The sequence below is a fragment of the Streptomyces sp. NPDC015346 genome (assembly GCF_043078785.1).
Taxonomy (GTDB): Bacteria; Actinomycetota; Actinomycetes; order Streptomycetales; family Streptomycetaceae; genus Streptomyces.
The window spans coordinates 317,748-341,308 of the sequence record NZ_JBIBTW010000006.1 but is presented as its reverse complement, the minus strand read 5'-3'; the positions used below and the strand labels follow the sequence as shown (position 1 = coordinate 341,308).

Genomic DNA, 23,561 nt, shown 5'->3' with positions numbered 1-23,561 from the left:
CATAACGTTCCGACCCCCGAACGGACGTACGCGGTCGATTACAGTGCTGCGGCAGACCAAACCTGCGTCAGTCCTGCGTCAGACCTGCGTCACCGGGGGAGGGCACGTCGTGACCACAACCGCCGCGGCCGTGTGGGGCCGTGCCGAGCAGCAGGACTTCCGGGCCCGGGTCCGGGGCTGTCTCCTCGGCGGCGCCGTCGGCGACGCGTTCGGCGCGGGCGTCGCCGGGCTCACCCTGGAGGAGATACGGGCCGCGCACGGGCCCGAGGGGCTCACTGAGCCGGTGCCCGCCTACGGCAGACGCGGGGCCGTCACCGCCGCCACGCAGATGACCCTGTTCACCGTCGACGGGCTCATCCGCGCCCAGGTCCGCCGTGACACCGGGGCCTGGCACCCGCCCACCGACGTCCACCGGGCCCATCTGCGCTGGGCCGCGACCCAGCGCGACTGGGGCCCGGACGAGCGGCGCAAGGACAACGGCTGGCTCGCCCGCGAGGAGTGGCTCTACGCCCGCCGCGACCCGGCCCGGGCCTGCCTGACCGGCTTCGGCGACGAGACCCTCGGCACCCTGGACCAGCCCAAGAACCCCGGCGCGACCGACTCCGGCGCCCTGGTCCGCTCGGCGCCCTTCGGGCTCCTGGTGGGCTGGGAGCCGCAGCTGGTGTGCCAGCTGGCGGTGGAGTGCGCGGCGCAGACCCACGGCGACCCGGCCGCGTACCTCGCGGCCGGCGCCCTCGCCGTCGTCGTGCACGGGCTCGCGCGCGGCGAGAGCGTGGACGGCGCGGTGCAGCGGGCGCTCGGCCAGCTCGCCCCGCGCCCCGGCCACGAGCCCGTCACCGACGCGCTGCAGCACGCCCTGGGAGCCGTACGCCAGGGGATGCCGAACGCGGCCCGGGTGACCGCGCTCGGCGCGGACGAGGACCGGGCGGAGAACCTGCTCGCCGCCGCCGTCTACTGCGCGCTGGTCGGCGAGGACATCTGCCACGGACTGCGCCTCGCGGTCAACCACGACGGTCCTTCGGCGGCGACGGGGGCGGTGACCGGCGCGCTGCTCGGCGCCCTGCACGGCGAGACGGCCCTCCCGCCGGCCTGGCTGGCCGAACTGGAGGGCCGTGCGACGGTCCTGGAGCTCGCCGACGACTTCGCGATGGAGATGACCCAGGGCGCCGCCCTGCACAGCCCCTCGGAGTCGTCGCCCGGCTGGCTCGCCCGCTACCCGAGGGGCTGACGCTCGGGCGCCACGGCCGCCGGGCTGCCGTCGTCCGAGTGGAGCTTGTCGAGGACCGCGTCCCGTTCCGGGGTGTCCTCCGGCTTGATGAAGCCGATGAGGACGTACAGGACGAGGGAGGTGGCGAGCGGCGAGACGATCTGGGTCTGGAGCTCGAGGCCGTCGAGCCCGTAGTTCGTGAGCCAGAACGCGAACAGGCCGGCCGCCCAGGACACGAGTGCCGCCGTCGGCCCGGACTTACGGAAGGTCCTCAGCAGACCGAGCATGAACGGGATCGCGATCGGCCCCATCAGGCCGGCCACCCACTTGATGACGACGGTGATGATGTCGCCGAAGGTCGGGGAGTTGACCTGCGTCGCGATCGCCATCGACAGGCCGAGGAAGGCGACGGTCGACCAGCGGGCGGCCAGCAGCCCCGCCCGGTGCGACCAGGAGCGCGCCGCCTTGGAGAGGGCCGGGGCGATGTCCCGGGTGAAGACGGCGGCGATGGCGTTGGCGTCGGAGGAGCACATGGCCATCGTGTGGGAGAAGAAGCCGACGATCACCAGGCCGAGGAGGCCGTGGGGGAGGAGCTGTTCGGTCATCAGGGCGTACGAGTCGGAGGCGTCGGGCTTCTTCGGGTCGACGAGGAGCGGCGCGACCCACATGGGGAAGAAGAGCACCAGCGGCCAGACGAACCAGAGCACCGCCGAGAGCCGGCCGGAGCGGGTCGCCTCGCGGGCGCTGGGGGTGGCCATGTAGCGCTGGGCCTGGTTCCACATGCCGCCGCTGTACTCGAAGGTCTTGATGAAGAGATACGCGAGGAGGAACGTCATCGTGTAGGGGCCGGCCGTCGGCTCGGCGTGTCCCTGCAGCTCGGGGCGGTCCCAGACGGTCCACAGCGCGCTGAAGCCGCCGAGCTTCGCCATGACGGCGACGAGCATCGCGATACCGGCGAAGAACTGGATGACGAACTGGCCGAGTTCGGTGAGCGCGTCGGCCCAGAGGCCGCCGACGGTGCAGTAGATGCCGGTGATCACACCGGTGATGAGGATGCCCTGGTTGAGGGAGATGCCGGTGAAGACGGAGAGCAAGGTGGCGATCGCCGCCCACTTGGCGCCCACGTCGACGATCTTCAGCAGCACCCCGGACCAGGCGAGGGCCTGCTGGGTGGGCAGGTTGTAGCGGTTCTTCAGGTACTCCAGCGGCGAGGCCACGTGCAGGCGCGAGCGCAGCCGGTTGAGACGGGGCGCGAAGAGGTTGGCGCCGATGGCGATGCCGATCGCGATGGGGAAGGACCAGGTGACGTAGGAGGTGACGCCGTAGGTGTAGGCGATGCCCGCGTAGCCGGTGAACATCACGGCGCTGTAGCCCGACATGTGGTGGGAGATGCCGGAGAGCCACCACGGCATCTTGCCGCCGGCGGTGAAGAAGTCGGAGACGTTGTCCACGCGCTTGTGGGACCAGACGCCGATCGCGACCATCACGCCGAAATAGCCGATGAGCACGGCCCAGTCGAGACTGTTCATTGAGCCCCCTCCAGGGGTTCCGGTCCGCCTTGTGAACGCCGTTCATGGTGTGGTGAGTTGAACGGCCGCGACAACGGAGTGGAGGGTCAAGAGAACGTAAAATCGTTCGAGTTGTTGACCTGAGTTCATGGACATGAATCCAGATGGGGTCAAAAAGGGCCGTACGGCGGAGGGTCGCTCGCCGTACGGCCCGGGCGTCCGGTGGTGTCCGCAGCAGTTACCGCAGCGGCTACCGCATCAGCTCGCCCGCGTTGACGAGCAGCGACTGCCCGGTGATGGCCCGCGCCCGGTCGGAGGCGAGGAAGACCGCCGCCTCCGCCACGTCCCCGTCGGTCGCCAACTCCGGCAGCGCCACCCGCTCCGTGAGTCGGCCGAGCACCTCGGCCTCCGTCACCCCTTCGGTGTGCGCGGTGAACCGGACGTACGCCTGGACCGGTGGCCCCCACATCCAGCCCGGCAGCACGCTGTTGACCCGGATCCGCCGCGGTCCCAGCTCTCGCGCCATCGAGTACATCGCCGAGGTGAGCGCCCCCTTCGAGGCCGCGTACGCCGCCTGCTGGACCTGCGAGGGGGCGGCCACCGCCGACTGCGTCCCGATCAGGACGACGGAACCGCCGCGCTCCCTGAGCGCCGGCAGGCACGCCCGCGTCATCCGCAGGGTGCCCAGCAGATTGACGTCCAGGACGCCCTGCCAGGTGGTGAAGTCGGCGTCCTCCAGGCCGCCGAAATAGCTGTCCCAGGCGGCGACGTGGACCACCGCGTCGATCGCGCCGAAGCGCGCCAGGGCGAGCGCGGCGAGCGCCTCGCACCGCGCCTCGTCGGTGATGTCGGTGGCGAGGTACGCGGTGCGCCCGCCCTCCGGGTCGATCTCGGCCGCCGACTTGGCGAGGTTCGCCTCGGTGCGCGCGCCCAGCACCGCGTTGCCCCCGTCCCGTACCACCGCCTCGGCGATCCGATGGCCGAGCCCGGCGCCGACACCCGACACGACCACGGTCTTTCCCTGGAGCAGCATCCGGGCGCCTCCCGACTCTGGCCATCTATCTGACGGCCCGTCAGAGTAGGAGTCCCCGGAGGACAAGGGAAGGGGTACGGGCATGGACAGTGGGACGTACGGAGAGCTGGCGGCGGTGGGGCCGTACGGAGTCCGCCCCGGGCACGCGCTGATCACCATGGTCGAACCGCACCCGGGCCACGAGTACGCGTACAACCGCTGGTACGAGGACGACCACTACTACGCGGGCGCGATGGCGATGCCCTGGATGTACGCGGGCCGCCGCTGGGTCGCCACCCGCGACCTCCAGGAACTGCGCTCCCCGGAGAAGTCCGCCGTCGCCCAGCCCGTCACGGCCGGCTGCTACCTCTCCACGTACTGGATCACCGAGGGCCGCTACGACGACCACATGAAGTGGACCGTCGCCATCAACAAGCGCCTGAACCGCGACGCCCGCGTCTACCACGACCGTACGCACGTCTTCACGGCCTTCCAGGACCACGAGGCGACCGTGTACCGGGACGGGGCCGCCGGACCGCGCGACGTCCACGCCCTCGACCACCCCTACGCGGGCCTGATCCTCCAGGTGATCGACACGGACGCCCCGGAGCGGCGGGCCGAACTCCTCGACCACCTGCGCTCCCGCGAACTGCCCCGCCGCCTCGCCGGCTCCCCGGCGGCGATGGTCACCCTCTTCCGCCCGACACCGCTGCCCGGCGACCGGATGACGTACGTGAAACAGGTCGAGGGCGTCGACACCCGCCTGACCTTGCTCTGGTTCCTGGAGAACGACCCAGGCGCCTGCTGGTCCGCCCACTTCACGGACCTCGACACGGTCGCGGGGGAGGCGGGGCGGGTCGAACTGGTGGCGCCCTTCATCCCGACGGTGCCGGGCACGGACCGGTACGTGGACCAGCTGCGCTGAGCCCGAGGAGCCCAGTACCGGGGCAGCGCCGTGAGATCGGCCTGACAGCACCAGATAGCGCCCCTATTGTGGACGTTCGGTTACAGCGACTGTGGCTGTGCCGACCAAGCATGGGGGCGTTGATGGAAGCACAGATGCTGGAACTCGCGCGGGCGGCGGGCGCCGCCGTGGTCACCCTGATGGCCACGGACGCCTGGGAGCGGACGCGAGACGGGGTCGTGGCGCTGTGGCGCCGGGCCAGTCCGTCCCGAGCGGACGGCGTGGAGGGGGAGCTCGAGGCGACCAGGGACGACCTGCTGGCAGCGAGGGAGAACGGGGACGACCTCACCGAACAGGAACTGCGCGAGGAATGGGTGGGTCGCCTTCGGCGTCTCCTTCGCGAGCAGCCCGAGGTCGCGGAGGAGCTGCGCCGGATCCTCACCGAGCTGGCTCCGGAATCCCAGGACAACGGCGCCAGGACGGTACAGATGCGGGCCGAGGCGTCCGGCAGCGGCCGCGTCTACCAGGCGGGTCGAGACCAGCACATCACCGAGCGGTGAACGGAGCGGAGCGGCACGCCGAGCCGGGAGTGCAGGGCAGGGCGTCCGGCCAGGGCCGGGTCTACCAGGCACAGGGCGACCAACATGTGACAGAGCACCACCACCACTACCCCCCGAGCGACGCCACCTCCCTGTTCGGTACGTCCTTGGGGCGCACCGTCGTCCAGGTGCCCCCGAGCACTTTCGGCGGGATCGCTCCGCCGGTACCTGATTCGGTACGCACGCCGCTCGTCGCACCGGCCCCGCTGGTGGTGCGGGACCGCAGGGAGGTCATGCGGGATCTCCTGTCGGCGGCCGGGGACGAGACCGGCGGAGTGCACGTTCTCCACGGGCTGGGCGGCTGTGGCAAGACGACGGTGGCCCAGGCCGTCTTCAACGAGGTGACACGCGGGAACCGACGGATAGGCCTGTGGGTCAACGCCTCCGAACGCTCGACGCTTCGGGCGGGAATGCTGGCCGTCGCCGCGGACCGCGGCGCCGGGGCCGGTGAGCTGGCCGCGGCCCACGGAGGGCAGCGCGCTTCCGCCGACCTCGTCTGGCACTACCTCCACGCCTCCCGGGAGCCGTGGCTCCTCGTCCTCGACAACGCGGATGACCCCGCGGCGCTGGGGGAAGGAGGATGGCTACGGCAGAGTCCGCGGGGCACGGTCATCGTCACCACACGGCAGGCCCGCTCCCCGGTGTGGCACGGAGCCCGCCTGCATCACCTGGGAGTGCTGCCGGTCGAGGACGCGGCGCTGGTGCTTCGTGACCTGGCTCCCGAGGCGGGATCCGCCGAAGACGCGGAGAGGGTGGCGCGCAGACTTGACTGTCTTCCTCTCGCGCTCACGCTCGCCGGGTCCTTCCTGTCACGACAGATACTGGAAAGCTGGTCCATGAGCGACTACCGGCGCCATTTGGACGACAACCCGACGGAATTGATCGATCAAGGAGCTGTCCCGGGCAACTCCGAGCGAAACGCTCGGCAGCTCGTGGGGCGAACGTGGGGAATCTCGCTGGCTGCCCTCGCGGATGACGGCGTCCCCGAATGCACGTCGCTTCTGCGGCTGTTGTCCTGCTGGAGTTCCGACCCGGTGCCGCTGTCCCTGATCCGCCCCGAGGCCGTGAACGCCGCACAGCTGGACGCTCTCCACCCACCGCTGATCGGGCCACGTGTCGAGGCGGCCCTCCGGGGCCTCCTGGACCACTCACTCGTCTCCCTGGTGAGCCTCGACGTCGGCGGCGAGACGGTGCGCTGCGTCAAGACGCACGGTGTGGTCCTGGACAGCGTCGCCGCCACCGTCCCCGAGGCCCAGCGGGCGCTGCTCGTCAAGGCCGCCGCGCAGCTTCTCCAAGGCGCCGTGCCGGAGTACACCGCCCGGGCAGGGGACGCTCATCGCGTGGGGCACCTGGCGCCTCACGCGGCGAACCTGCTTCGACGTGTGGAGGACGCCGACGGCGCCGGCAGCGTCGTGGCGCTCTGTACGCGCCTCGCCGCGTACCTCTTCGACGGCGGTGACAACCAGGCCGCGCTGTCCCTGGCGCGAGGCGCGGCGGAAGCCGGCGGGCAGTGGCTGGGAGCCGATGACCCGGCGACGCTCCGGGCGCAGTACCGCGCCGCCATCTCGTTGTTCCGGATCGGGCGCTTCGAGGAGTCCGAAGCGCTGCACCGGCGGGTGCTCGACGCCCGGGAGCGGGTACTGGGTCCGGAGCACCCGGAGACGCTGGAGAGCCGACAGAACATCAGCGAACCGCTCGGCCAGTTGCAACGGATCGACGACTGCCTGGCCACCCTGCGCGACACGGCGGAGATCCGCTCGCGGATCCTCGGTGAACACCATCAGGACACGCTCCACGCACGGGCGCTTCTTCTCGAGTACCTCGCTGCCGCCGAGGCCGTGGACGAGTTCGACACGGTGGGGCCGGAGACCGTTGCCGCCTGCGAGGAACTCCTGGGCGACGACTCCTTCACCACCGTGACGGCTCGCCACAACTACGCGTACGGACTTCACCGCTTCGGCCGATTCGAGCAGGCGGAAGGAGAAGCCCGCAGAGCACTGCGGGGACGCGAACTCGTCCATGGCCCCGACCATGCGCTCGCCCTCTCCGCGGCGGTACTGCTGAGCTGGATCCTCGGCAAGCTCGGACAGGTCGAAGAGTCCGTCTCGCTCGGCCGCCGGGTCGTCCAGGGGCAGGAGCGCGCGCTCGGGCAGGAGCACCCGTACCTCCTCACGAACCGCACGGGCCTGGCCGAGGCCCTGGCGGCGGCGGGCGAGACGGAGGAGGCGCGGGCTCTGGCACGGCAGAACCTGCCCCTGTGCGAGCGGGTACTGGGACCGGACGACCCGGTCACGGTCAGGACGCGCGGCCTCGCCGGCTAGCGGCCCCGCCGGCGCAGGGACTGGCACGCGGACAGCAACCAGCCCCCTCGGCCAGGACGGCGATCCGGTCGAGAGGGCTTACCTGAGGGTGCTATGGAACGCGGGGTTCAAGCGCCGGGGCGGTTGCGCTCGCTGACGTCGAGGATGAACTCCGACCAGGTGTCGGCGGAGAAGCCGAGGCCGGAACGGGCGATGTCCTTCGAGTCCCGGACCCGGACCATGAGGTGCCCCTGCGCCTTGACCTCTACGCAGTCGCCATTGACGGCCGAGTACGAGGACTTGGTCCATTCCGCCAGCGCGTCGTGCCGAAACAGCATCGTGACTCCGATGGTTGTACCAGTGGGGTGGGTGACGTGCATTTCAGCCGCTGCAGTAGCGGCTCTGTCATCGACGCTACGCTGCAACATCACCGGTGGTGGGACGCGTTCACCCATCTGGATGGCATATTCCATCGAATTCTGTGCACGGGAGTTGGGGCGGTGTAGGGTGCCCGCTCTCCCGAATTCTTCAGCTACTGCTCCTGGAGTTCCTCTGCCACGCGGAGGATGAACTCGCGCGACTGCTCGGCGCTCAACGCCTTCGCCCTGAGGTGCTCGTACATCACCGCGTAGCTCTGGACGTCAGCGGTCTTCTCCAGATAGAGATCGCTGGTGACGCCTTCGAGATAGACGACGCTGGCATCCATCGCCTCCTGGAACTCCAGGATGGCGAACTTTCCGTACATTCCCGGGTGTGCGCCGACTTCGTACGGCAGTACCTGGAGCGTGACGTGCGGCTTCTCGCTCAGCTGGGCCAGGTGCCTCAGCTGATCGGCCATGATGTGCGGATTGCCGACGATGCGGCGCAGCAGGGCCTCGTCGATGACGGCCCAGAACCGCAGCGGGTTGACCGAATCGGAGAGGCGGTCCTGGCGCTTCAACCGAATCTGGATGCGCTTGTCGATGTCGCCGGGTGTGGCCTCCGGCCACATCCCCTCGATCACCGCCTGCGCGTAGTCACGCGTCTGCAGGAGGCCGGGAACGATGAGCGACTCGTACACACGCAGGGACGCCGCGTCCGTCTCCAGGCCGATGTAGACGCTGTACGGGATGTCGCCGAAGGCGTGCCACCAGCCCTGCTGGCGGGAGTCCTTCGCCATCTGCATCAGGGAGTCGACGATCCGGTGGTCCTCGACCTCGTACACGCCGCACAGGTCGCGCACATCGCGCTGGCTGATGGAGCGACGGCCGTTCTCCAGTCGGCTGATCTTCGACTGGGAGACGAGAAGACGCTCGGCGACCTGTTCGGCCGTCATGTTCTTCGCCTCCCGGAGCTTGCGCAGCTCCTGGCCCAATCGGCGTCGCCTGACGGTGGGATTGACGTTGGACGCCACGGGAACTGCACCTCCGGCTGTCGGCTGCGTAGCTGTGAGTATCTACTGCTTGGCAGACTGCCACCAAAGGTGTGGTGTGCGCTGGGAAATGGCCACAACACCGGGGAAGCGCGCGTGGCGGGGCGGTCGTGACGACCACCCCGCACACGCTTGCGGCTCCCGGACCGGTCTCCCGGGTCGGTTCTGTTCCACTGGTTCTGTTCCAGTGGACCTGCTCTAGTGCACGGCCGCGCGGACCATGCCGCCGCGGCGGGGCTGCTCCGGGACGCCCCCGGGACGTCCGCCACCCGCTGCGGAGTTACGGCGCGGCTGGGCGGCCACACCGTTCTGGACGTCCATCACGGCGTGCGCCACGAGGCCGCCCATGGGGTCGTGCCGGATCAGATCGCGCAGCCGGGACCGCGACGACCGTCCTTCGTTCCCCGGGTACAGGTGCTTGCCGAGTCCGACCGCGTGGGCCAGCGCGGCGAGCGCCGCGGTCCGCGGGTCCGGCGGTACGCCGGTGCGGATCGCACTGTCCAGCCGGGCCCTGATCTCCCGGCTGATCGCCGTCTCCGTCGCCTGGTAGCGAGTCGTCGGCAGCACCCCGCACATCTGGCCCTCCACGGCATGCACCATGCCGCATCGCTCCAGATGCGAGAGATACGTCTGGCGGAGCCCCAGTCGGGGTCCGCCGATCCAGTGGACGGCCCGAACCGGGCTGCCGCGTCGGCGCAGCAGTTCCAGTGCGGAGTCCAGAGTCGGATCTCCGGTCGGCCGTGGCATCACCACGGCGATACGATCCCCGTCAGGGGCTATCCGTCCCGCCAGAGCCAGCTCCACTAGCTGTGCTCCGGCGAGGCCCAGGTCGAGCGACTGCGGCTGCGCTGTGGTACCCGTGGCCGGGTCCAGAGCGAGCAGCAGAAGCTCCTCCGGAAGTGTTCTGCGGCTCCTGCCCATCCATGCCTCCCCGCGTGGATGAGTCACAGGGTGACCCCTCTCACATTCATCTGTCGAGAGTGCCTGGGTGGTTCGTACGGGAACCAGTAGGTATGTCGTTCTCGTCTAGCACGGGGGCCAAGGGGTTCACACAGGACACTGGTACATGGTTCGGACGTACGCATGACGCATGGAGGAGGCACGGTGGCGGGCGAGTCCCCCGACAAGGCGGAGCAGCAGGAGTCTTCGGGGTCTTCAGGGGGCTCGACGGCTTCCGCGGAGACGACTCCGGCGGGCGGCCGGGATCCGCGGCTCTCCGTGCTTCGTGAATCGCAGGGGTCGGAAACGGCGTCGGAAACGGCGTCGGCCGTCCAGGTCGACCAGCCGACGGCCGTCTTCAAGACCTTGGCGCCGCGCACGTCGGAGGACGACGCGCCGGCGGACGAGGCGGCTGAGGAGACGACCGAGGAGACGGCCGAGGCCGAGGCGTCCGCGGACGACTTCGCGGAGACCGGTGGCGACCGTCTGCGGGCGGCGGTGGCGGCGTGGGTCGCCTCCGGCGATGAGGAGCCGTCAGGGGCGGCCCAGGCGGACCACGCCGACGAGGACGAAGCGGACGAGAAGCCGGCTCCGGCCACGTCGGAGACCGCGACCGCCGAGGGGTCCTGGTTCGCGGCGCGGAAGGGTGCCGAGTCGGAGTCCCAGTCCGAGGCTCGGGACGACGCGGAGCCGGAGCAGAAGCCGGAGCCCGAGGCCGAGCCTGCGGCCGAGCCGGAACCCGAGCCCGAGCCTGCGGCCGAGCCGGAACCCGAGCCCGAGCCTGCGGTCGAGCCGGAGCCCGAGCCCGTCGATCAGCCCACCGCCGTGTTCAAGGCGGTGCGGCCGGCTGTCGTCGACCAGCCGACGACCGCGCTGAAGATCCCGCCGCTGCCGAAGACCCCGGATGCCGGTGAGCCCGCCCCGGAGTCTCCCGCCGAGCGCACGAGCAAGTTCGTACCTCTGCGTCCGGACGTCCCCAAGGCGGCCCCTGCCGCACCCGCGGCCCCCGCCGCGAAGGCGCCGGAGGCCAAGGCCCCGGCCCCGGCCCCCACCCCCGTACCCCCGCCGTCCCTCACCGAGGCCGAGCGGACCAGGCAGCAGCCGATGCCGCCGCTGCCCCCGCTGGACCTGCTCGCGGAGCTGACCAACACCCCGCCCCCGCCGCCGAACGCGCTGCGGACCACCGTCCGGCGGGTGCGGATCTGGACGCCGCTGGTCGTTCTTCTGCTGATCATCTTTGCGATCGTACAGTTCGTCCGGCCGCTGCCCACTCCCGTCCTGAGCCTCTCCGCCGCCCCGACGTTCACCTTCGCGGGCGGCGAGCTGAACATGCCGTGGCCCACCGAGGGCCAGGGCGCCGCCGAGGTCGAGGGCGTCGGATCGCTCGGGACGTACGGGGCGCAGAAGCCCGCGCCGATCGCGAGTGTCGCCAAGACGATGACGGCGTACGTGATCCTCCGCGACCACACCATCAAGGGCAGCGAGCCCGGCCCGAAGATCACGGTCGACAAGAAGGCCGGCGAGCAGGCCAAGGCCAAGGACGAGTCGACGGCGGCGATCAAGGAGGGGCAGCAGTACACCGAGAAGGAGCTGCTCCAGCTCCTCATGATCCCGTCCGGGAACAACGTGGCCCGGCTGCTCGCCCGCTGGGACGCGGGCTCGGAGGCCGCGTTCGTCGAGAAGATGAACGCCGCCGCCAAGCAGCTCGGCATGACGGACTCGGTCTACACCGACCCGTCCGGCCTGCAGTCGACGACCGTCTCCACCCCGCTGGACCAGCTGAAGCTGGCGAGGGCGGTGATGCAGTACGACGTGTTCCGGGAGATCGTGAACATGCCGAACCTCACCGTCGAGGGCATCCCGGGCCAGATCGAGAACAACAACAACATCCTCCTCGAGCCGGGTGTCAGCGGCATCAAGACGGGCTCCTCCACGCCCGCCGGCGGCAACCTGCTCTGGTCCGCGAACACCGTGATCGACGGCAAGAACCGCCGCATCCTGGGCATCGTGATGGGGGCGAAGGACGCCGACCAGCTCTACCAGAAGCTGCAGCTGGCGATCGACTACAGCCTGAAGCTGATCCAGCAGGCCCAGAAGGACGTCACCTCCGCCGCCGTCGTCCGCGAGGGCCAGGTCGTCGGCTACGTCGACGACGGGCTCGGCGGCCGGACCCCGGTGATCGCGACCAAGGAGCTCAAGGCCATCGGCTGGCCGGGCCTGAAGGTGAACCTGCAGCTCACCGACGGCGGCAAGGCCGTACCGCACTCGGGCAAGGCGGGCGACGTCGTCGGCCAGGTGTCGATCGGCACCGGCGCAGGCAAGGTCAGCGCCCCCGTCGCCCTGCGCGCCGACCTGGTGGAGCCGGGCTTCGACAAGAAGCTGACCCGCCTGGGCTGACCCGCCTGGGCTGAGCCGTCTGGGCTGACCCGCCTGGGCTGACCCGCCCCGGCGACATGACGGGCGCCCCGGTCTCCGGGGCGCCCAGCTGTTAGCGTTCCCGAGAGACCGGATCAGACAAGCATGCGCGAAGGGCAGCACGGGAGAGGGCCGCAGTGACCACCGCCGAGCCGACACGCGCCGACGACGCCGCGCGGAAGCGAGCCGCGGCCCTTCCGGCCTCTCCGCCCCCTCCGGCCTGTCCCCTCTCTCCCGACCTTCCGCGAATAAACGTCCCGGCGCCCCGCCCACCCGCGGAGCCGGCACCTCCGGCACCCCGCCCCCCGCGCCGCAGGCGCCGCTATCCCGTCATGATCGCGACGGGCGTCGCCGCGCTCACCCACGTCCTGTGGTTCTTCCTGTTCGCGAACAGCGGCGGCGACCTCGCCGCCCAGGACGCGTGGGCCGAGTTCGTGGGACGGCACCCGGACTCCGCGTACAACCTCGCCTGGTACGGAGGCATGCACCCGGTCTCGTACAGCGTGATCTCGCCGTACGTCATGTCGGTGCTCGGCGTGCGCTCGACGATGATGATCGCCGGCACGGTCTCGGCCGGTCTGACGGCGCTGATCCTGGTGCGGGTGCCGACGGTACGCAACCCGCTGGCCTGCTCCCTGGCCGGCGTCTTCGCGTTCCTGTGCAACGCCCTGTCGGGGCGCGTGACGTTCGGTCTCGGCATGATGTTCGCGCTGGGCTCGGTCGCCGCCGTCTTCTGCTGGCCGTACCGCTGGCGCCGTAAACGGTGGGCGAAGGCGGCGGTCGCCGCCCCGCTCGCCGGTCTCGCGACCGCCTGCAGCCCGGTGGCCGGCCTCTTCCTCGGCGTCGCGGCGGCGGCGCTCTTCCTCAACAAGCGGCGCCCGGGCGCGTACGCCCTCGGCCTGGCCCCGGTGGCGGTCGTCGCGGTCTCCTCCTGGCTGTTCCCCTTCTCCGGTACGCAGCCGATGTCGCTGGCGTCGACGTCGCTGCCGTTCCTCTTCGGGGTGCTGTGCTTCGTGCTGGTCCCGCGTGACTGGCGCACGGTCCGCACCGCCGCGGCCGTGTACGCCGCCGGCACGCTGCTGACCTGGTTGATCGACTCCCAGATCGGGTCGAACGTCTCGCGGCTCGTGATGCTCTTCGCGGGCGTCGTCCTCCTCGCGGCGCTGCCGTTCGCGGCTCCGCGTTCGCGCCGCTGGTACGCGATCGTGCTGGCCTTCGCGGGCCTGAACTTCTGGATCGGCTTCAAGAGCGTCGACGACGTCATCCGTACCGCCCCGGACGCGTCCTGGGCGCGCGAGGTGGCGCCGCTGATCAACCAGCTGCAGGTACGGGGGGCGGAGAAGGCGCGGGTGGAGGTCGTCCCGGCCTCCAGCCACCGCGAGTCCTCGGCGCTCACCCCGTACATCAACCTCGCCCGCGGCTGGAACCGGCAGGCGGACATGGAGCGCAACCCGCTCTTCTACGACGACACGCTGAACGCCGCGAACTACCAGGAGTGGCTGGACCGCTGGGCCGTGCACTACGTGGTCCTGCCGACCGGGGCGCCCGACTCGGGCGCGGAGCGTGAGGCGGAGCTGGTCGGCGACGGTCTGCCGTACCTGAAGCAGGTCTGGTCCGACGCCAACTGGCGGCTGTACGAGGTCGACAACCCGACCCCGCTCGCCGACCCGCCGGCCGAGGTGCGCCGGGCGCGCGCGAACGAGGTCGTGATCGAGGTCGACACCCCGGGGCGGGTGCTGATCCGCGTCCCGTACTCGCCGTGGCTGGCGCTCCTCGACGAGAACGGCGGCAAGGTCGAACCACCGGAGGAGACGGAGGCCTCGCGGCTGGCCCGCGAGGAGTCGGAGACGGAACTCCCGAAGGTCTTCCTCAACGAGAAGGGCTGCCTGCTGAAGGCGGACGCGGACGCGGAGGGCGACGAGTGGACGGAACTGGTCGCCCCGAAGGCGGGCGTCTACCGCCTGGCGGCGCCGTACAAACTCTTCCCCCGCGGCACGGCCTGCCCGGACGAACTCCGCTGACCAGGCAAGGCAGCCTGGGAGCACTGATCTTCGATCCCAGGGGAGCTCAACCGCCCCCCAGGCGACGGGGAACCCGTTACCGTGACGAGCATGTCCGACACCGACTTCTGGACCCTTCCTCCCGACCGTATGACCCGTGGCAGTGGCACCCGCTACGAACTCACCGTGTTGCAGCCCCCGTTCAGCGTGGACGTCGCCGACCTTCCGCCCAACGACCCGGAGCGGGCCGCTGAGTTCGCCCGCTCCCTGGGCACGATCGACGAGGTGGTCGAAGACCTCGGCCCCCGTAAGCGGAGTGACATGATCACGGTCGCCACGCGAGCCGATCTGGACCTCGTGCAGGTGGGTGCGTGGGGGAACCTCATGTCGATCTCCGATCCGGCGTTCGGGGACGACGGCAACGACATGCCGCTCCTGGCGGAGGCCACTCGGCTGCGGGAGCGCTTCCCCGACGCGCGGATCGTGGGCCGGGTGGAGGTGCACTGCGGCGCCGAGCACACCGAAGACCTCGTGTGGCTGCCGGACGGTACCATGTTCCACGCCTGCGGCTGGCCCGGTGACGAACCGTTCGTCGTGACCGGCGACCCGCAGGCGGTGATGGACGCCCTCGGGATCACGACCGAAGCCCTCGAAGACCTCGACGTGTACTTCGACCTGGACGACGAACCGAACCAGAACGACTGGGGCGCCCTGGCCACGGCCTGCCTCGCCGGCGCGGACCCGTGGGGCAGGGCCGACCTGGACGCCTCCTCGCTGCGGGTGCGGCACAGCGAGCACGCCACCAGCCACATGGAATCTCTGTACTTCAACGATTGATGCGTCAACTAGGCCCGTTCTTCACCAAGTTGACACGCCGACATGGCCTCAATCGGGTCTCGCGCGTGTGGTGAACGGGTCTAGGGTGAATGGGCGACGCGTACACGTCACGGGGGCCTCACGCGTCGCCTCGTAACCCCTCAGGCCCCACGTATGGGGGAAGATCACTCTTGAACAGAGCACTGCGCATACCCAAGCGGTGGAGTCTGGCAGGCCGTGTCCTGGCCGTGCTCGGGATCGCCTCGGCGGTCACCGTGACCGGTCTGCCCGGCATCGAGACCGACACCGCCAACGCCGCGGGACCAGCCGTCGCGGCCAGGATCAAGCCCGGCGCGAAGCGCTGCGACGTGAAGAACCTCGGCAAGGCGTACCCGAGCACGCCGACCAACTCGGGGTTCCCCAACGACCCCACCGGCTCTAACTTCTCCGCCTGGCAGGGCAACCCGAAGAACTACAACTACGACCTGCCGGGCAAGGCGTACGACGGGGTGAAGGCGCCGACGGCCGCCGACAAGACCAAGGCCCTGTCGAAGGCTCCGAACGACACGGAGAAGAACTACAAGGAGTGGCAGAAGGTCGCGGACAAGTCCGGTGACCCGGAGGACCGCAAGTTCGAGATCTACGCCCGGTACTTCCACAACAAGGAAGGGCTGACCTTCGACCACTGGTTCGAGCACCGGTTCATCCGCAACCAGGTCAACAACCACAAGGGGTCGGCGTTCGAGCGCCAGCTCGTCCGTGACTTCCGCCTGGTCGGGCCGGACTGGCTGTGCGAGGTCACCGTCGAGCTCATCGACGCGCAGGGCAATGTCGTCGATTCGCGCCGGTACGACGCGTACAACCAGAGGACCAAGGAGTTCAACGAGTTCAAGTCGAACTCGGAGCTCACGAACAAGCAGCTCGGGAAGGACCGGAAGGTCGCCCGGTTCATGCCGGACCACACGTTCCGGTTCACCGGCGCCAAGCCGTTCAGCGCCGGCCAGCGCAAGAAGATCGACAGTCTCAACAAGTACGTCAACGATCTGCGGCCCGGCAAGACCAACCAGGTCCGCGGCAACCAGCGGCTCTACAACCCCATTCCGCGGACCAAGCCCATCCGCGGATACTCCGACTACCAGCGCTGGTTCGCCCCGGGCTGCCAGGGCGGCCAGGGCGGCGGCCAGGGTGGGACGCAGCTCGCCGCGGCGTCCTCGTGCGGCACGCGCGGCTCGCTGAACGACCGCATCAACGGCTCCGGGAAGACCCTGGAAGAGGCCAAGAGGATCCAGGCCGACGCCCGCCGACTCGACACCCGGGGCACCCTCCCGCGCGGCGGCCCGGGCGGCGTCGACTTCACCACCCTGGAACTGCGGTACGTCGGCGGCCTGGGCAAGGGCAAGGGCATGCAGTACTCCATGCGTGCCGACCAGATGCCCAACCCGGACGAGAACCCGGGCTTCGGTGGCGAGGCGCGCATGCAGCTCTCCTCCGACGCCCTGTTCACCTGGCTCGCGCTCACTCCGGAGAAGTTCTGGGTCAACCTCAACCCGGACCAGCCGGACAAGATCATGGACGCCAAGTTCGGCAAGACCGACGCCGGACGGGTCCTGCTCGAGGCCGACTACCTGATGAAGGAGGACTTCGCCGAAGCCCTCAACCCGAAGAAGCACGCCGGCGGCAAGCGCTACTGGGACACCGCTCCCCGCCAGAACGGCCTCCCGTGCTTCCCCGGCGTCCGCTTCTGGGCCGAGCCCAAGCCCGCCGAGGTCCGCGAGCAGGACGGCGGGATCTACATTCTCGACGCACCCCTGAAGGTGTCGGCCGAGTGGCTCGACATCGAGTGGGAGGCGCCGGGCAGCACGGAGTGCAAGGGCCTGACCGACGTGGAGAAGAAGTCGATGGAGGCGAGCGTCCGCGCCAACATCGTTCCGCTCATGGAGGAGCGGGTCAACAACGACAAGCGCTACGCCGACCTGCGCGCCGTCTACACCGCACGTGTCGCCGCCGAGTACATCCGCCAGCAGGACGCCAAGGCGCCGACCGACTTCCGTAAGATCATCAACTCCAACGACGTCAGCGCGTGGCCGCTGCGCGCTCCGCACGACAAGTGGACCCGCGAGGACGTGTACCAGAAGTACATGAAGTCGCTGCGCGAGGGCATCGAGTGGTTCGAGCTGGAGTACGGCGGCAAGGTCTTCAACCAGGGCGTCGGCGGTGTGGACTTCTCCAAGCAGCCGAAGCGGAACATCACGCAGACCCGGTTCAACGTCGAGCACCGCACTCTGGACACCACGACGAAGACGTCTCTCCAGTCGGATGACGTGTCCTACCGGGACACCGACACGCTCTACCTCGGCGGCACCGGCGACATCGAGACCGGCGGCGACGACCCGGGCCCGAACCCGACGCCGACCCCGACCCCGACGCCGACGGACCCGAAGCCGACCGACCCGCCGTCGACCCCGGCCCCGGACCCGTCCACCCCGGGCGACGGCAACCCGACCCCGCCGGCGAACAGGCCGAACCCGGACGGCGACCTCGCCGACACCGGCTCCAACACTCCGATCGCCCTGATCTCCGGCATCGCCGCCGCGATCCTCGCCACCGGCGCGGCCCTCACCTGGTGGATGCGCCGCAGGCGCCAGGACGCCACGGGCTAGCCCGTCGGATCTCCAGGGGCCCTGCCACAGGGACCGTGGATCGGCCCGCGAGCGGGAGGAACACCTCCCGCTCGCGGGCCTCGGGGATGACGCTCGTGGACGCAGAAGGGCACCTACCAAGATCGGTAGGTGCCCTTTTCGCTTGTGCCCCCGGCAGGATTCGAACCTGCGACACCCGCTTTAGGAGAGCGGTGCTCTATCCCCTGAGCTACGAAGGCGGGGTCCGGCCGTGAGTGGCCGACCGGTGACAGCCTAGCGGATCGGGGTTGCGGCGGTCGCCCCCCTTCGTGCGTCGCCCGGAGGTCAGTGCAGGTCGGCTGCCGCCGTCCGGGGGGTCGGGAGGAAGGGGGGAGGCCAGGGCAAGGTGGTGAAGTCGGGGAGGATCAGGTCCGCGGCGGAGAGGGCGGAGGGGGGTTCCGTGGTGGTGACCGCCACGCAGTGGGTGCCGGCGCGTTTGGCCGCGGTGATGCCGGCTGGGGCGTCTTCGAAGACCACCACCGTGGCGGGGTCCGCGTTCAGGGACGCGCAGGCGGACAGGCAGCCCTCGGGGTCGGGCTTTCCGCGGGTGACGTCGTCCGCCGTGATCACGACGTCGAGCAGGTCGAGGACGCCGATCCGGCGCAGTTCGTGGTGGGCGTAGGAGCGGGGCGCCGAGGTGACCACCCCCAGGGGTATGCCCGCGCGGTGCAGGCGGGCGACGAGGGCGAGGGCCCCGGGGACCTCCCGTACCTCGGGCATGTCCGCGCCCGCCGTGTAGCCGACCGCCTCGGCGGCGAGCTCCTCCACGGTCAGGCCCGGGAACAGGGCGAGGTGCTCGCGCAGGACCTCCTTGCCCGGGCGGCCGGCGAAACTCCTCAGGGTGCTCTCCGTCACGGGCACCCCGTGCCGGGCGAACAGTTTGGCCCAGGCCGCCCGGCTGCGCGGCTCGGTGTCGATCAGGGTGCCGTCCAGGTCGAACAGTGCTGCGGCGAACATGCGGTACTCCTCGCTCGTCCCACGTCGCGACCGGGAATCCGGCCGCGGAAGCTCTTCCGGCCCCGCCGGGGGTGTGCGGCATGATCGACCCACCGGCCGTGGCGCACGGCGCGGTTCACACCCGGGGGGAAACGATGGGGGACACGACACACGCCGAGACCGTCGTCGTCGGCGGCGGGCCCGTCGGCATGCTGCTGGCGGCCGAACTGGCCGGCTACGGCGTCGACGTACTCGTACTGGAAGCCGCGGCGGCCACGTCCGAGGTGCCCAAGGCGGGCACGCTGCACGCCCGGCCCGTGCAGTCGCTCGCGCGGCGCGGGTATCTCGACGCCCCCCGTGCCGTACCGGAGGCGGTCGGGCAGTGGGCGACCGCGCCCTTCCACTTCGGCGGGATGCCGATGCTGACCCTGCGCGCCCCGGCGACCGAGCCCGAGGTGCTGCTCAAGCGCGGGCAGGCCGAACTGGAGCGGGAGTTCGAGGCGCGGGCCCGTGAGCGCGGCGCGCGGGTGCTGCGCGGTCACACGGTGACCGGGGTCCGCGAGGGGCCCGACACGGTCGAGGTGGTGGCCGAAGGCCCGGACGGGACCAGGACGTTCACCGGACGGTATCTGGTCGGAGCCGATGGCGCCCGCAGCACCGTCCGCCGCTGCCTGGGCTTCGCCTCCGACGAGGAGCCGGCGACCGTGTCCGCCCTGATGGGGCTCGTACGGCAGGCCGGCCCCGACCCGCTGCCCGAGGGCTGGCACCGTACCGAACGCGGCTGGGTCGTCACCCGCGCCTTCGGCGGCGGGCGCAGCCGGGTCATCACGCTGGACTGCACCGCCGCGCACCACGGGCGGGACAGCGCGCCGACCGTCGAGGAGCTCAGCGGCGAGGCGTCCCGCGTCACCGGCCGGGAGGTGGTGCTGACCGATCCGCTCGTCCTGTCCCGGTTCTCCGACTTCACCCGGCTGGTACGCGCCTTCCGCGCCGGCCGGGTCTTCCTGGCCGGTGACGCCGCGCACGTGCACTTCCCGGTCGGCGGCCAGGGGCTGGGCACCGGGCTGCTCGACGCGCTCAACCTCGGCTGGAAACTCGCGCACGCGGTGCGCGGAACGGCCGGCAAGGAGCTGCTCGACACGTACGACGCCGAACGCCGGCCGGCCGCCCGGCGCGTCGTCGACAACACCCGCGCCCAGCTGCTGCTGATGGGACGCGGGCCCGGCGTGGCGCAACTGTGCGACCTGGTGGGGGAGATGCTGTTGCCGGAGCGCGCCGGCCGGCACATCGCCGACCTCGTCAGCGCCCAGGAGACGGTCTTTCCGTCCCGGCGGGCGGGCGCCTCCCCCTGGGAGGGCCGGTTCCTGACCAACGTGCCGCTGACCGAGCGCGGTACGGGCCGGGCCACGGACGTGATCCGGCTGCTGCGCGACGGCCGCCCCGTACTGCTGCTCCTGGGCGAGGCGGGGGAGCGGTACGGGAGTGAGGCGGCCGGCTGGGCGCATGTGGTCCGCGCCGTCCGCGCCGAACCGCACCCGTCCCTGGACTTCGACGCGGCGCTCCTCCGCCCGGACGGCCATCTCGCCTGGGCCTCGGGCGCCGACCCGCTGCGGGACCCGCTGTCCGACCCGCTGTCCGACGCCCTGCGCGCCTGGTTCGGCGAGCCCCGCTGAACGTGACCTGATTCCGGGCGCGGCCCCGATGCTCCGTGCGGCCTCGTCGCCGCCCACCGCCGCGCCGTCCTAGCGGCGGCGCGGCAGCGGCAGGTGGATGCCGATGCGGGTGCCGGATCCGTGGGCGCTCTCGACGCTCAGGCGGCCGCCTATGTCCTCCATCCGCTCCCTCATCGAGCGCAGGCCCTGCCGTGCGTGGACGGTCGGCGACTCCGGGTCGAATCCGGTGCCGTCGTCCTCGACGCGGACGAAGAGCCACTGGCGGGTGACCCGGGAGACGACCACGACGTGCGTGGCGTCGGCGTGCGTGAAGACGTTGCGCAGGCACTCCCGGACCGTCAGCAGCACCTCGCGGCGCCAGGATCCTGGGACGGCGAGCTCGTCACCTGTCGAGCGCACCGTCATGCGGAGGCCGTCCGGGGCCTCCTGCCGGGCGAAGTCCCGTACCGCCTCGTCGAACGGCCGCAGTTCGGTGTGCAGGCGCAGTGTGCCGACCAGGTCCGTGACCGAGTCCAGTGTCTCGCGCAGGCAGGCCGCGAGGCCCGCGGCGGCTGCCTCCGGCCGCTCGCCGGGCGACTCCAGCCGGGACAGGGCGGCGGCCAGCGGGGCGCTGACGCCGTCGTGCAGTTCGCGGGCCAGCCGCCGGCGTTCCCGCCACAGCTGATCGGGCCCGTCGCCCAGGTTGGCGGCCGCGACGCCGTCCGCGAGGGCGCGGGTGAGGGATATGGCCCGGTCGAGGGCGCCGGTGTCGTCGGTGGGGTCGCCGTCCCGTTGCTCGGCGAGTGCGCTTTCGATCAGCAGGGCGGTCGCCTCGGCGGCGGAGATGTCCCGCGGTGTCTCGCCGGGCTCCGGGGGCGTGCCGGCCTCCGCCGTACGCAGCACGTGGTGGGCGAACGACGTGAGGAGGAGCGGGGGTTCCCCGGGAGAGGACCCGACGGCAACGGGAGCCAGGTCGGATCCGGTGGATCCGGTGGATCCGGTGGATCCGACCGGGCGGCGTTCGGCCAGCAGCTGCTCGAAGCGGCGCAGGACGGCCGCGTTGTCCGCCAGGGCGAGGGGCGGGGACGGGGAAGGGTGCTGTACGGCCGGCCGTGCGGCGGCGCGTACCGGTTTCGTCCGCTCGGACCGCGGCGGCGCGAGCCGTCGCGGATCGTCTCCCGCCAGGCGGAGCGTCCGTTCGGCGGCGGCCCGGCGCAGCCCGTCGTGGAGCGCCACGGTGAAGCCCTCGCCCACCACGGCCTCCAGCAGACCGAGCCCACTGTCCTGGGTCACTTGGGAAGGGAAGGGCACGTGTCTCCTCCGACGGGGCGGGTGCGCAAGGTCGACTGGCGGAGCGTCAGTCAACAAACCGGCTCGCCTGTTTGTCAAGGATTCGAGGGTGCCGTGAGATCCGGAATCCGTGCACGGGTGCGTAAGGACGGGTGCGTAAGGACGGGTAAGGATGGTGCGTACGGACGGGCGGGTGCGCGGTCGGGAGGGCTCGGGTGTGGCCGCTCAGCCGAGGACGTTCACCCGGGACTCCACGGGAATCCGGTCCGGGTCCCGTGGCGTCGCCTCCCGCAGGGCATCGAAGACGGGTGCGGTCCCGGCGGGATCGACCGTACGCAGCGTCGAGGCGGTGGCGACGCTGGGCAGCAGGACCTGCCAGAACCCGGTGAGCACCCGGTGGGACAGCCAGCTCCGGTCGTACTGGCCGAGTGTCTCGAAACCGGTGGTCGCGGCGACCACGGTCGCCGCCACGGTGCGCAGTGGCATCCCGGGCAGCAGTTCACCGTGGTGCGCGGCCTCGGCCAGCATCCCGCGGACGTACCGCAGCCACTCGTTGCGCAGGTCGAGCGGGCTGGAGCTCTCGCAGCCCAGCCGGAAGCCCGCGCGGGCGACCACGTCGCCGGCGAGGGCGTACCCGAGCGCGTGCGTGGAGTCCACCAGCGCCTGAAGGGCGGATTCCCGCCCGCTGTATACGTTCCGGACGGCGCCCCGCAGGGCCTGGACGGCCTCGTACTCCACCGCCGCGCGGACGGTGGCCTTGTTGGCGAAGTGGAAGTGCAGCGCGCCGCGGCTCACGCCCGCGCCTGTGCTGATCATGCTGAGAGTGGCTTCGGCGAAACCGTGATGATCGAACACCGTGGCGGCTGAGTGGATCAGCTCCCGACGCGTGCGTACGGCCCGTTCCTGTTTCATCCCGATGACTCCCGTGTCAGAACCTCAGGACGAATTAAACCAACTGCTTGGTTCTGAAAAGAACCCCGAGGCGACCGGGAAGGCCGGAAAGAGCGCCTCGGTGTGCCCCGCGGCCTGCCGCGCGAGTGCCGGCAGGCCGCTTCGGGGGGCGGTTCGCGTCGTCCTACTGGGTGGCCTTGGCCGTCTCCTGGTCCGCGTCGGTCTCCGCGCCGACGCCGACGCCGGTCTCCGCGCCCGCGGCCGGTTCCGCACCCGCGGTCGGTTCCGCGCCCGCCGCGCCCGCGGCCGATTCCGCGAGCTGCTTGCCGCGCTCCGGGGAGAGGTCGAGCGCCGCGAGTACGGACGGCACGGCGATGCTCGGCAGCAGGTGCCGCTGCAGCGACGCCAGGCGGTGGCGCAGGTCCTGATAGCCGGTCAGGGCGTGGGACATCGACTGGATGCCGGCGAACGCCCCGACGTAGACGTCCGCGGTGAGCAGCGGTTCGACGTGCGGCAGCAGCTCGTTCTGCTTCTTGGCGGCGACCAGCAGCTCCATAATGGTGTCCCGCCAGCGCAGGAACGGACCGCTCCGGTCGAAACCGTGCGCCTGCTGGTCCAGGGAGAGCCGCACGCCGGCCTGCACCAGCGGGTTGGTCTGCAGTCGATAGGCGTGCACCGCGCCGACATCTATGAGTTCCTGGAGCTTGATGTCCTGGGGCGGCAGCACGAAGTCGAGGTCCTGAGCCTCCAGGACGCCCTGGGCCAGCTCCTTCTTCGACTCGAAGTGGAAGTACAGCGCCCCCTTGGTGACGCCGGCCCGCTGGAGGATCTCGCTGATGGTCGTGGCCTGGTACCCCTGTTCCTCGAAGACCTGGGCGGCCGCCTCCAGGATGACCCGACGCGTCCTGATGGCCCGGTCCTGCTTTGCCACGTTCGCTCCTTGCTCGTCGACGACCGGCTCGTCAGCGTTGTAAGAAAACCGGCCCGCCTGTATCTTCCTTGC

The 23,561-nt window shown here is 70.8% G+C and carries 18 protein-coding genes and 1 tRNA gene; 9 read left to right on the top strand and 10 right to left on the bottom strand.

Annotation, left to right across the window (positions count from 1 at the left end):
* The first annotated feature begins 109 nt into the window (after nt 1-109).
* Nucleotides 110-1,228, top strand: a complete 1,119-nt coding sequence (locus tag ACF06X_RS23825; protein ID WP_392289301.1) for an ADP-ribosylglycohydrolase family protein — start codon at nt 110-112, stop codon at nt 1,226-1,228.
* Here the strand turns inward: ACF06X_RS23825 and ACF06X_RS23820 are convergent.
* Nucleotides 1,213-2,736, bottom strand: a complete 1,524-nt coding sequence (locus ACF06X_RS23820) for a sodium:solute symporter family protein (RefSeq protein WP_392289300.1) — start codon at nt 2,734-2,736, stop codon at nt 1,213-1,215. The genes ACF06X_RS23825 and ACF06X_RS23820 overlap by 16 nt on opposite strands.
* 229 nt (nt 2,737-2,965) lie before the next feature.
* Nucleotides 2,966-3,748 (bottom strand): SDR family oxidoreductase, encoded by a 783-nt coding sequence (locus ACF06X_RS23815; RefSeq protein WP_392289299.1) that lies wholly within the window; start codon nt 3,746-3,748, stop codon nt 2,966-2,968.
* An 82-nt stretch (nt 3,749-3,830) separates the two neighbouring features.
* Here ACF06X_RS23815 and ACF06X_RS23810 point away from each other — a divergent pair, with 82 nt between their 5' ends.
* The 3 genes from ACF06X_RS23810 to ACF06X_RS23800 all read left to right on the top strand — a co-directional run bounded on the left by ACF06X_RS23810 (nt 3,831) and on the right by ACF06X_RS23800 (nt 7,551).
* Nucleotides 3,831-4,652, top strand: a complete 822-nt coding sequence (locus ACF06X_RS23810; protein ID WP_392289298.1) for a hypothetical protein — start codon at nt 3,831-3,833, stop codon at nt 4,650-4,652.
* Between the two features lie 122 nt (nt 4,653-4,774).
* Nucleotides 4,775-5,191, top strand: a complete 417-nt coding sequence (locus tag ACF06X_RS23805) for a hypothetical protein (RefSeq protein ID WP_392289297.1) — start codon at nt 4,775-4,777, stop codon at nt 5,189-5,191.
* A complete protein-coding gene (locus ACF06X_RS23800; protein ID WP_392289296.1) occupies nt 5,188-7,551 on the top strand; it encodes a tetratricopeptide repeat protein in 2,364 nt (787 codons plus the stop codon). Before ACF06X_RS23805 ends, ACF06X_RS23800 begins: the two co-directional genes overlap by 4 nt.
* A gap of 107 nt (nt 7,552-7,658) precedes the next feature.
* Here ACF06X_RS23800 and ACF06X_RS23795 read toward each other — a convergent pair whose 3' ends face one another.
* The 3 genes from ACF06X_RS23795 to ACF06X_RS23785 all read right to left on the bottom strand — a co-directional run bounded on the left by ACF06X_RS23795 (nt 7,659) and on the right by ACF06X_RS23785 (nt 9,862).
* On the bottom strand, nt 7,659-7,868 hold the full coding sequence (locus tag ACF06X_RS23795) for a DUF397 domain-containing protein (protein ID WP_392289295.1): 210 nt from the start codon (nt 7,866-7,868) through the stop codon (nt 7,659-7,661).
* Nucleotides 7,869-8,062: 194 nt separating this feature from the next.
* Nucleotides 8,063-8,923 (bottom strand): helix-turn-helix domain-containing protein, encoded by an 861-nt coding sequence (locus tag ACF06X_RS23790; RefSeq protein ID WP_392289294.1) that lies wholly within the window; start codon nt 8,921-8,923, stop codon nt 8,063-8,065.
* A gap of 216 nt (nt 8,924-9,139) precedes the next feature.
* On the bottom strand, nt 9,140-9,862 hold the full coding sequence (locus tag ACF06X_RS23785; protein ID WP_392289293.1) for a GPP34 family phosphoprotein: 723 nt from the start codon (nt 9,860-9,862) through the stop codon (nt 9,140-9,142).
* 162 nt (nt 9,863-10,024) lie between these two features.
* On the opposite strand from ACF06X_RS23785, the gene ACF06X_RS23780 reads away from it, so the two are divergent.
* The 4 genes from ACF06X_RS23780 (at nt 10,025) to ACF06X_RS23765 (ending at nt 17,771) form a co-directional block, all read left to right on the top strand.
* Complete coding sequence (locus ACF06X_RS23780; protein WP_392289292.1) at nt 10,025-12,277, top strand: D-alanyl-D-alanine carboxypeptidase family protein; 2,253 nt, start codon at nt 10,025-10,027, stop codon at nt 12,275-12,277.
* Between the two features lie 350 nt (nt 12,278-12,627).
* The gene (locus ACF06X_RS23775) at nt 12,628-14,316 is read left to right on the top strand and encodes an MFS transporter (protein ID WP_392289291.1); all 1,689 of its coding nucleotides are present in this window, start codon (nt 12,628-12,630) and stop codon (nt 14,314-14,316) included.
* A 90-nt stretch (nt 14,317-14,406) separates the two neighbouring features.
* Nucleotides 14,407-15,132, top strand: a complete 726-nt coding sequence (locus ACF06X_RS23770) for a DUF6333 family protein (protein ID WP_392289290.1) — start codon at nt 14,407-14,409, stop codon at nt 15,130-15,132.
* 170 nt (nt 15,133-15,302) lie between these two features.
* Nucleotides 15,303-17,771: a hypothetical protein gene (locus tag ACF06X_RS23765; protein WP_392289289.1), complete on the top strand. Its 2,469-nt coding sequence runs from the start codon at nt 15,303-15,305 to the stop codon at nt 17,769-17,771.
* Between the two features lie 145 nt (nt 17,772-17,916).
* Here the strand turns inward: ACF06X_RS23765 and ACF06X_RS23760 are convergent.
* Nucleotides 17,917-17,989: transfer RNA gene (locus ACF06X_RS23760), tRNA-Arg, on the bottom strand.
* 85 nt (nt 17,990-18,074) lie between these two features.
* Complete coding sequence (locus ACF06X_RS23755; protein ID WP_392289288.1) at nt 18,075-18,746, bottom strand: HAD family hydrolase; 672 nt, start codon at nt 18,744-18,746, stop codon at nt 18,075-18,077.
* 134 nt (nt 18,747-18,880) lie between these two features.
* On the opposite strand from ACF06X_RS23755, the gene ACF06X_RS23750 reads away from it, so the two are divergent.
* On the top strand, nt 18,881-20,398 hold the full coding sequence (locus ACF06X_RS23750) for an FAD-dependent monooxygenase (protein ID WP_392289287.1): 1,518 nt from the start codon (nt 18,881-18,883) through the stop codon (nt 20,396-20,398).
* Nucleotides 20,399-20,467: 69 nt separating this feature from the next.
* On the opposite strand, the gene ACF06X_RS23745 is transcribed toward ACF06X_RS23750, so the two are convergent.
* The 3 genes from ACF06X_RS23745 to ACF06X_RS23735 form a co-directional block, all read right to left on the bottom strand.
* Nucleotides 20,468-21,670 (bottom strand): sensor histidine kinase, encoded by a 1,203-nt coding sequence (locus tag ACF06X_RS23745; protein WP_392289286.1) that lies wholly within the window; start codon nt 21,668-21,670, stop codon nt 20,468-20,470.
* Between the two features lie 222 nt (nt 21,671-21,892).
* Nucleotides 21,893-22,579 carry a ScbR family autoregulator-binding transcription factor gene (locus ACF06X_RS23740; RefSeq protein WP_392289285.1) on the bottom strand — a complete coding sequence of 229 codons (687 nt, stop codon included), beginning with the start codon at nt 22,577-22,579 and terminating at the stop codon, nt 21,893-21,895.
* A gap of 163 nt (nt 22,580-22,742) precedes the next feature.
* Nucleotides 22,743-23,489 (bottom strand): ScbR family autoregulator-binding transcription factor, encoded by a 747-nt coding sequence (locus tag ACF06X_RS23735; protein WP_392289284.1) that lies wholly within the window; start codon nt 23,487-23,489, stop codon nt 22,743-22,745.
* Nucleotides 23,490-23,561 lie beyond the last annotated feature (72 nt).

What these genes read in the sequence shown, in the direction of transcription:
- ACF06X_RS23820 (WP_392289300.1), bottom strand. Translation starts at nt 2,736, where the DNA reads ATGAACAGTCTCGACTGGGCCGTGCTCATCGGCTATTTCGGCGTGATG.
- ACF06X_RS23740 (WP_392289285.1), bottom strand. Translation starts at nt 22,579, where the DNA reads ATGAAACAGGAACGGGCCGTACGCACGCGTCGGGAGCTGATCCACTCA.
- ACF06X_RS23805 (WP_392289297.1), top strand. Translation starts at nt 4,775, where the DNA reads ATGGAAGCACAGATGCTGGAACTCGCGCGGGCGGCGGGCGCCGCCGTG.
- ACF06X_RS23815 (WP_392289299.1), bottom strand. Translation starts at nt 3,748, where the DNA reads ATGCTGCTCCAGGGAAAGACCGTGGTCGTGTCGGGTGTCGGCGCCGGG.
- ACF06X_RS23775 (WP_392289291.1), top strand. Translation starts at nt 12,628, where the DNA reads ATGATCGCGACGGGCGTCGCCGCGCTCACCCACGTCCTGTGGTTCTTC.
- ACF06X_RS23785 (WP_392289293.1), bottom strand. Translation starts at nt 9,862, where the DNA reads ATGGGCAGGAGCCGCAGAACACTTCCGGAGGAGCTTCTGCTGCTCGCT.
- ACF06X_RS23780 (WP_392289292.1), top strand. Translation starts at nt 10,025, where the DNA reads ATGACGCATGGAGGAGGCACGGTGGCGGGCGAGTCCCCCGACAAGGCG.
- ACF06X_RS23795 (WP_392289295.1), bottom strand. Translation starts at nt 7,868, where the DNA reads ATGCTGTTTCGGCACGACGCGCTGGCGGAATGGACCAAGTCCTCGTAC.
- ACF06X_RS23750 (WP_392289287.1), top strand. Translation starts at nt 18,881, where the DNA reads ATGGGGGACACGACACACGCCGAGACCGTCGTCGTCGGCGGCGGGCCC.
- ACF06X_RS23755 (WP_392289288.1), bottom strand. Translation starts at nt 18,746, where the DNA reads ATGTTCGCCGCAGCACTGTTCGACCTGGACGGCACCCTGATCGACACC.
- ACF06X_RS23770 (WP_392289290.1), top strand. Translation starts at nt 14,407, where the DNA reads ATGTCCGACACCGACTTCTGGACCCTTCCTCCCGACCGTATGACCCGT.
- ACF06X_RS23810 (WP_392289298.1), top strand. Translation starts at nt 3,831, where the DNA reads ATGGACAGTGGGACGTACGGAGAGCTGGCGGCGGTGGGGCCGTACGGA.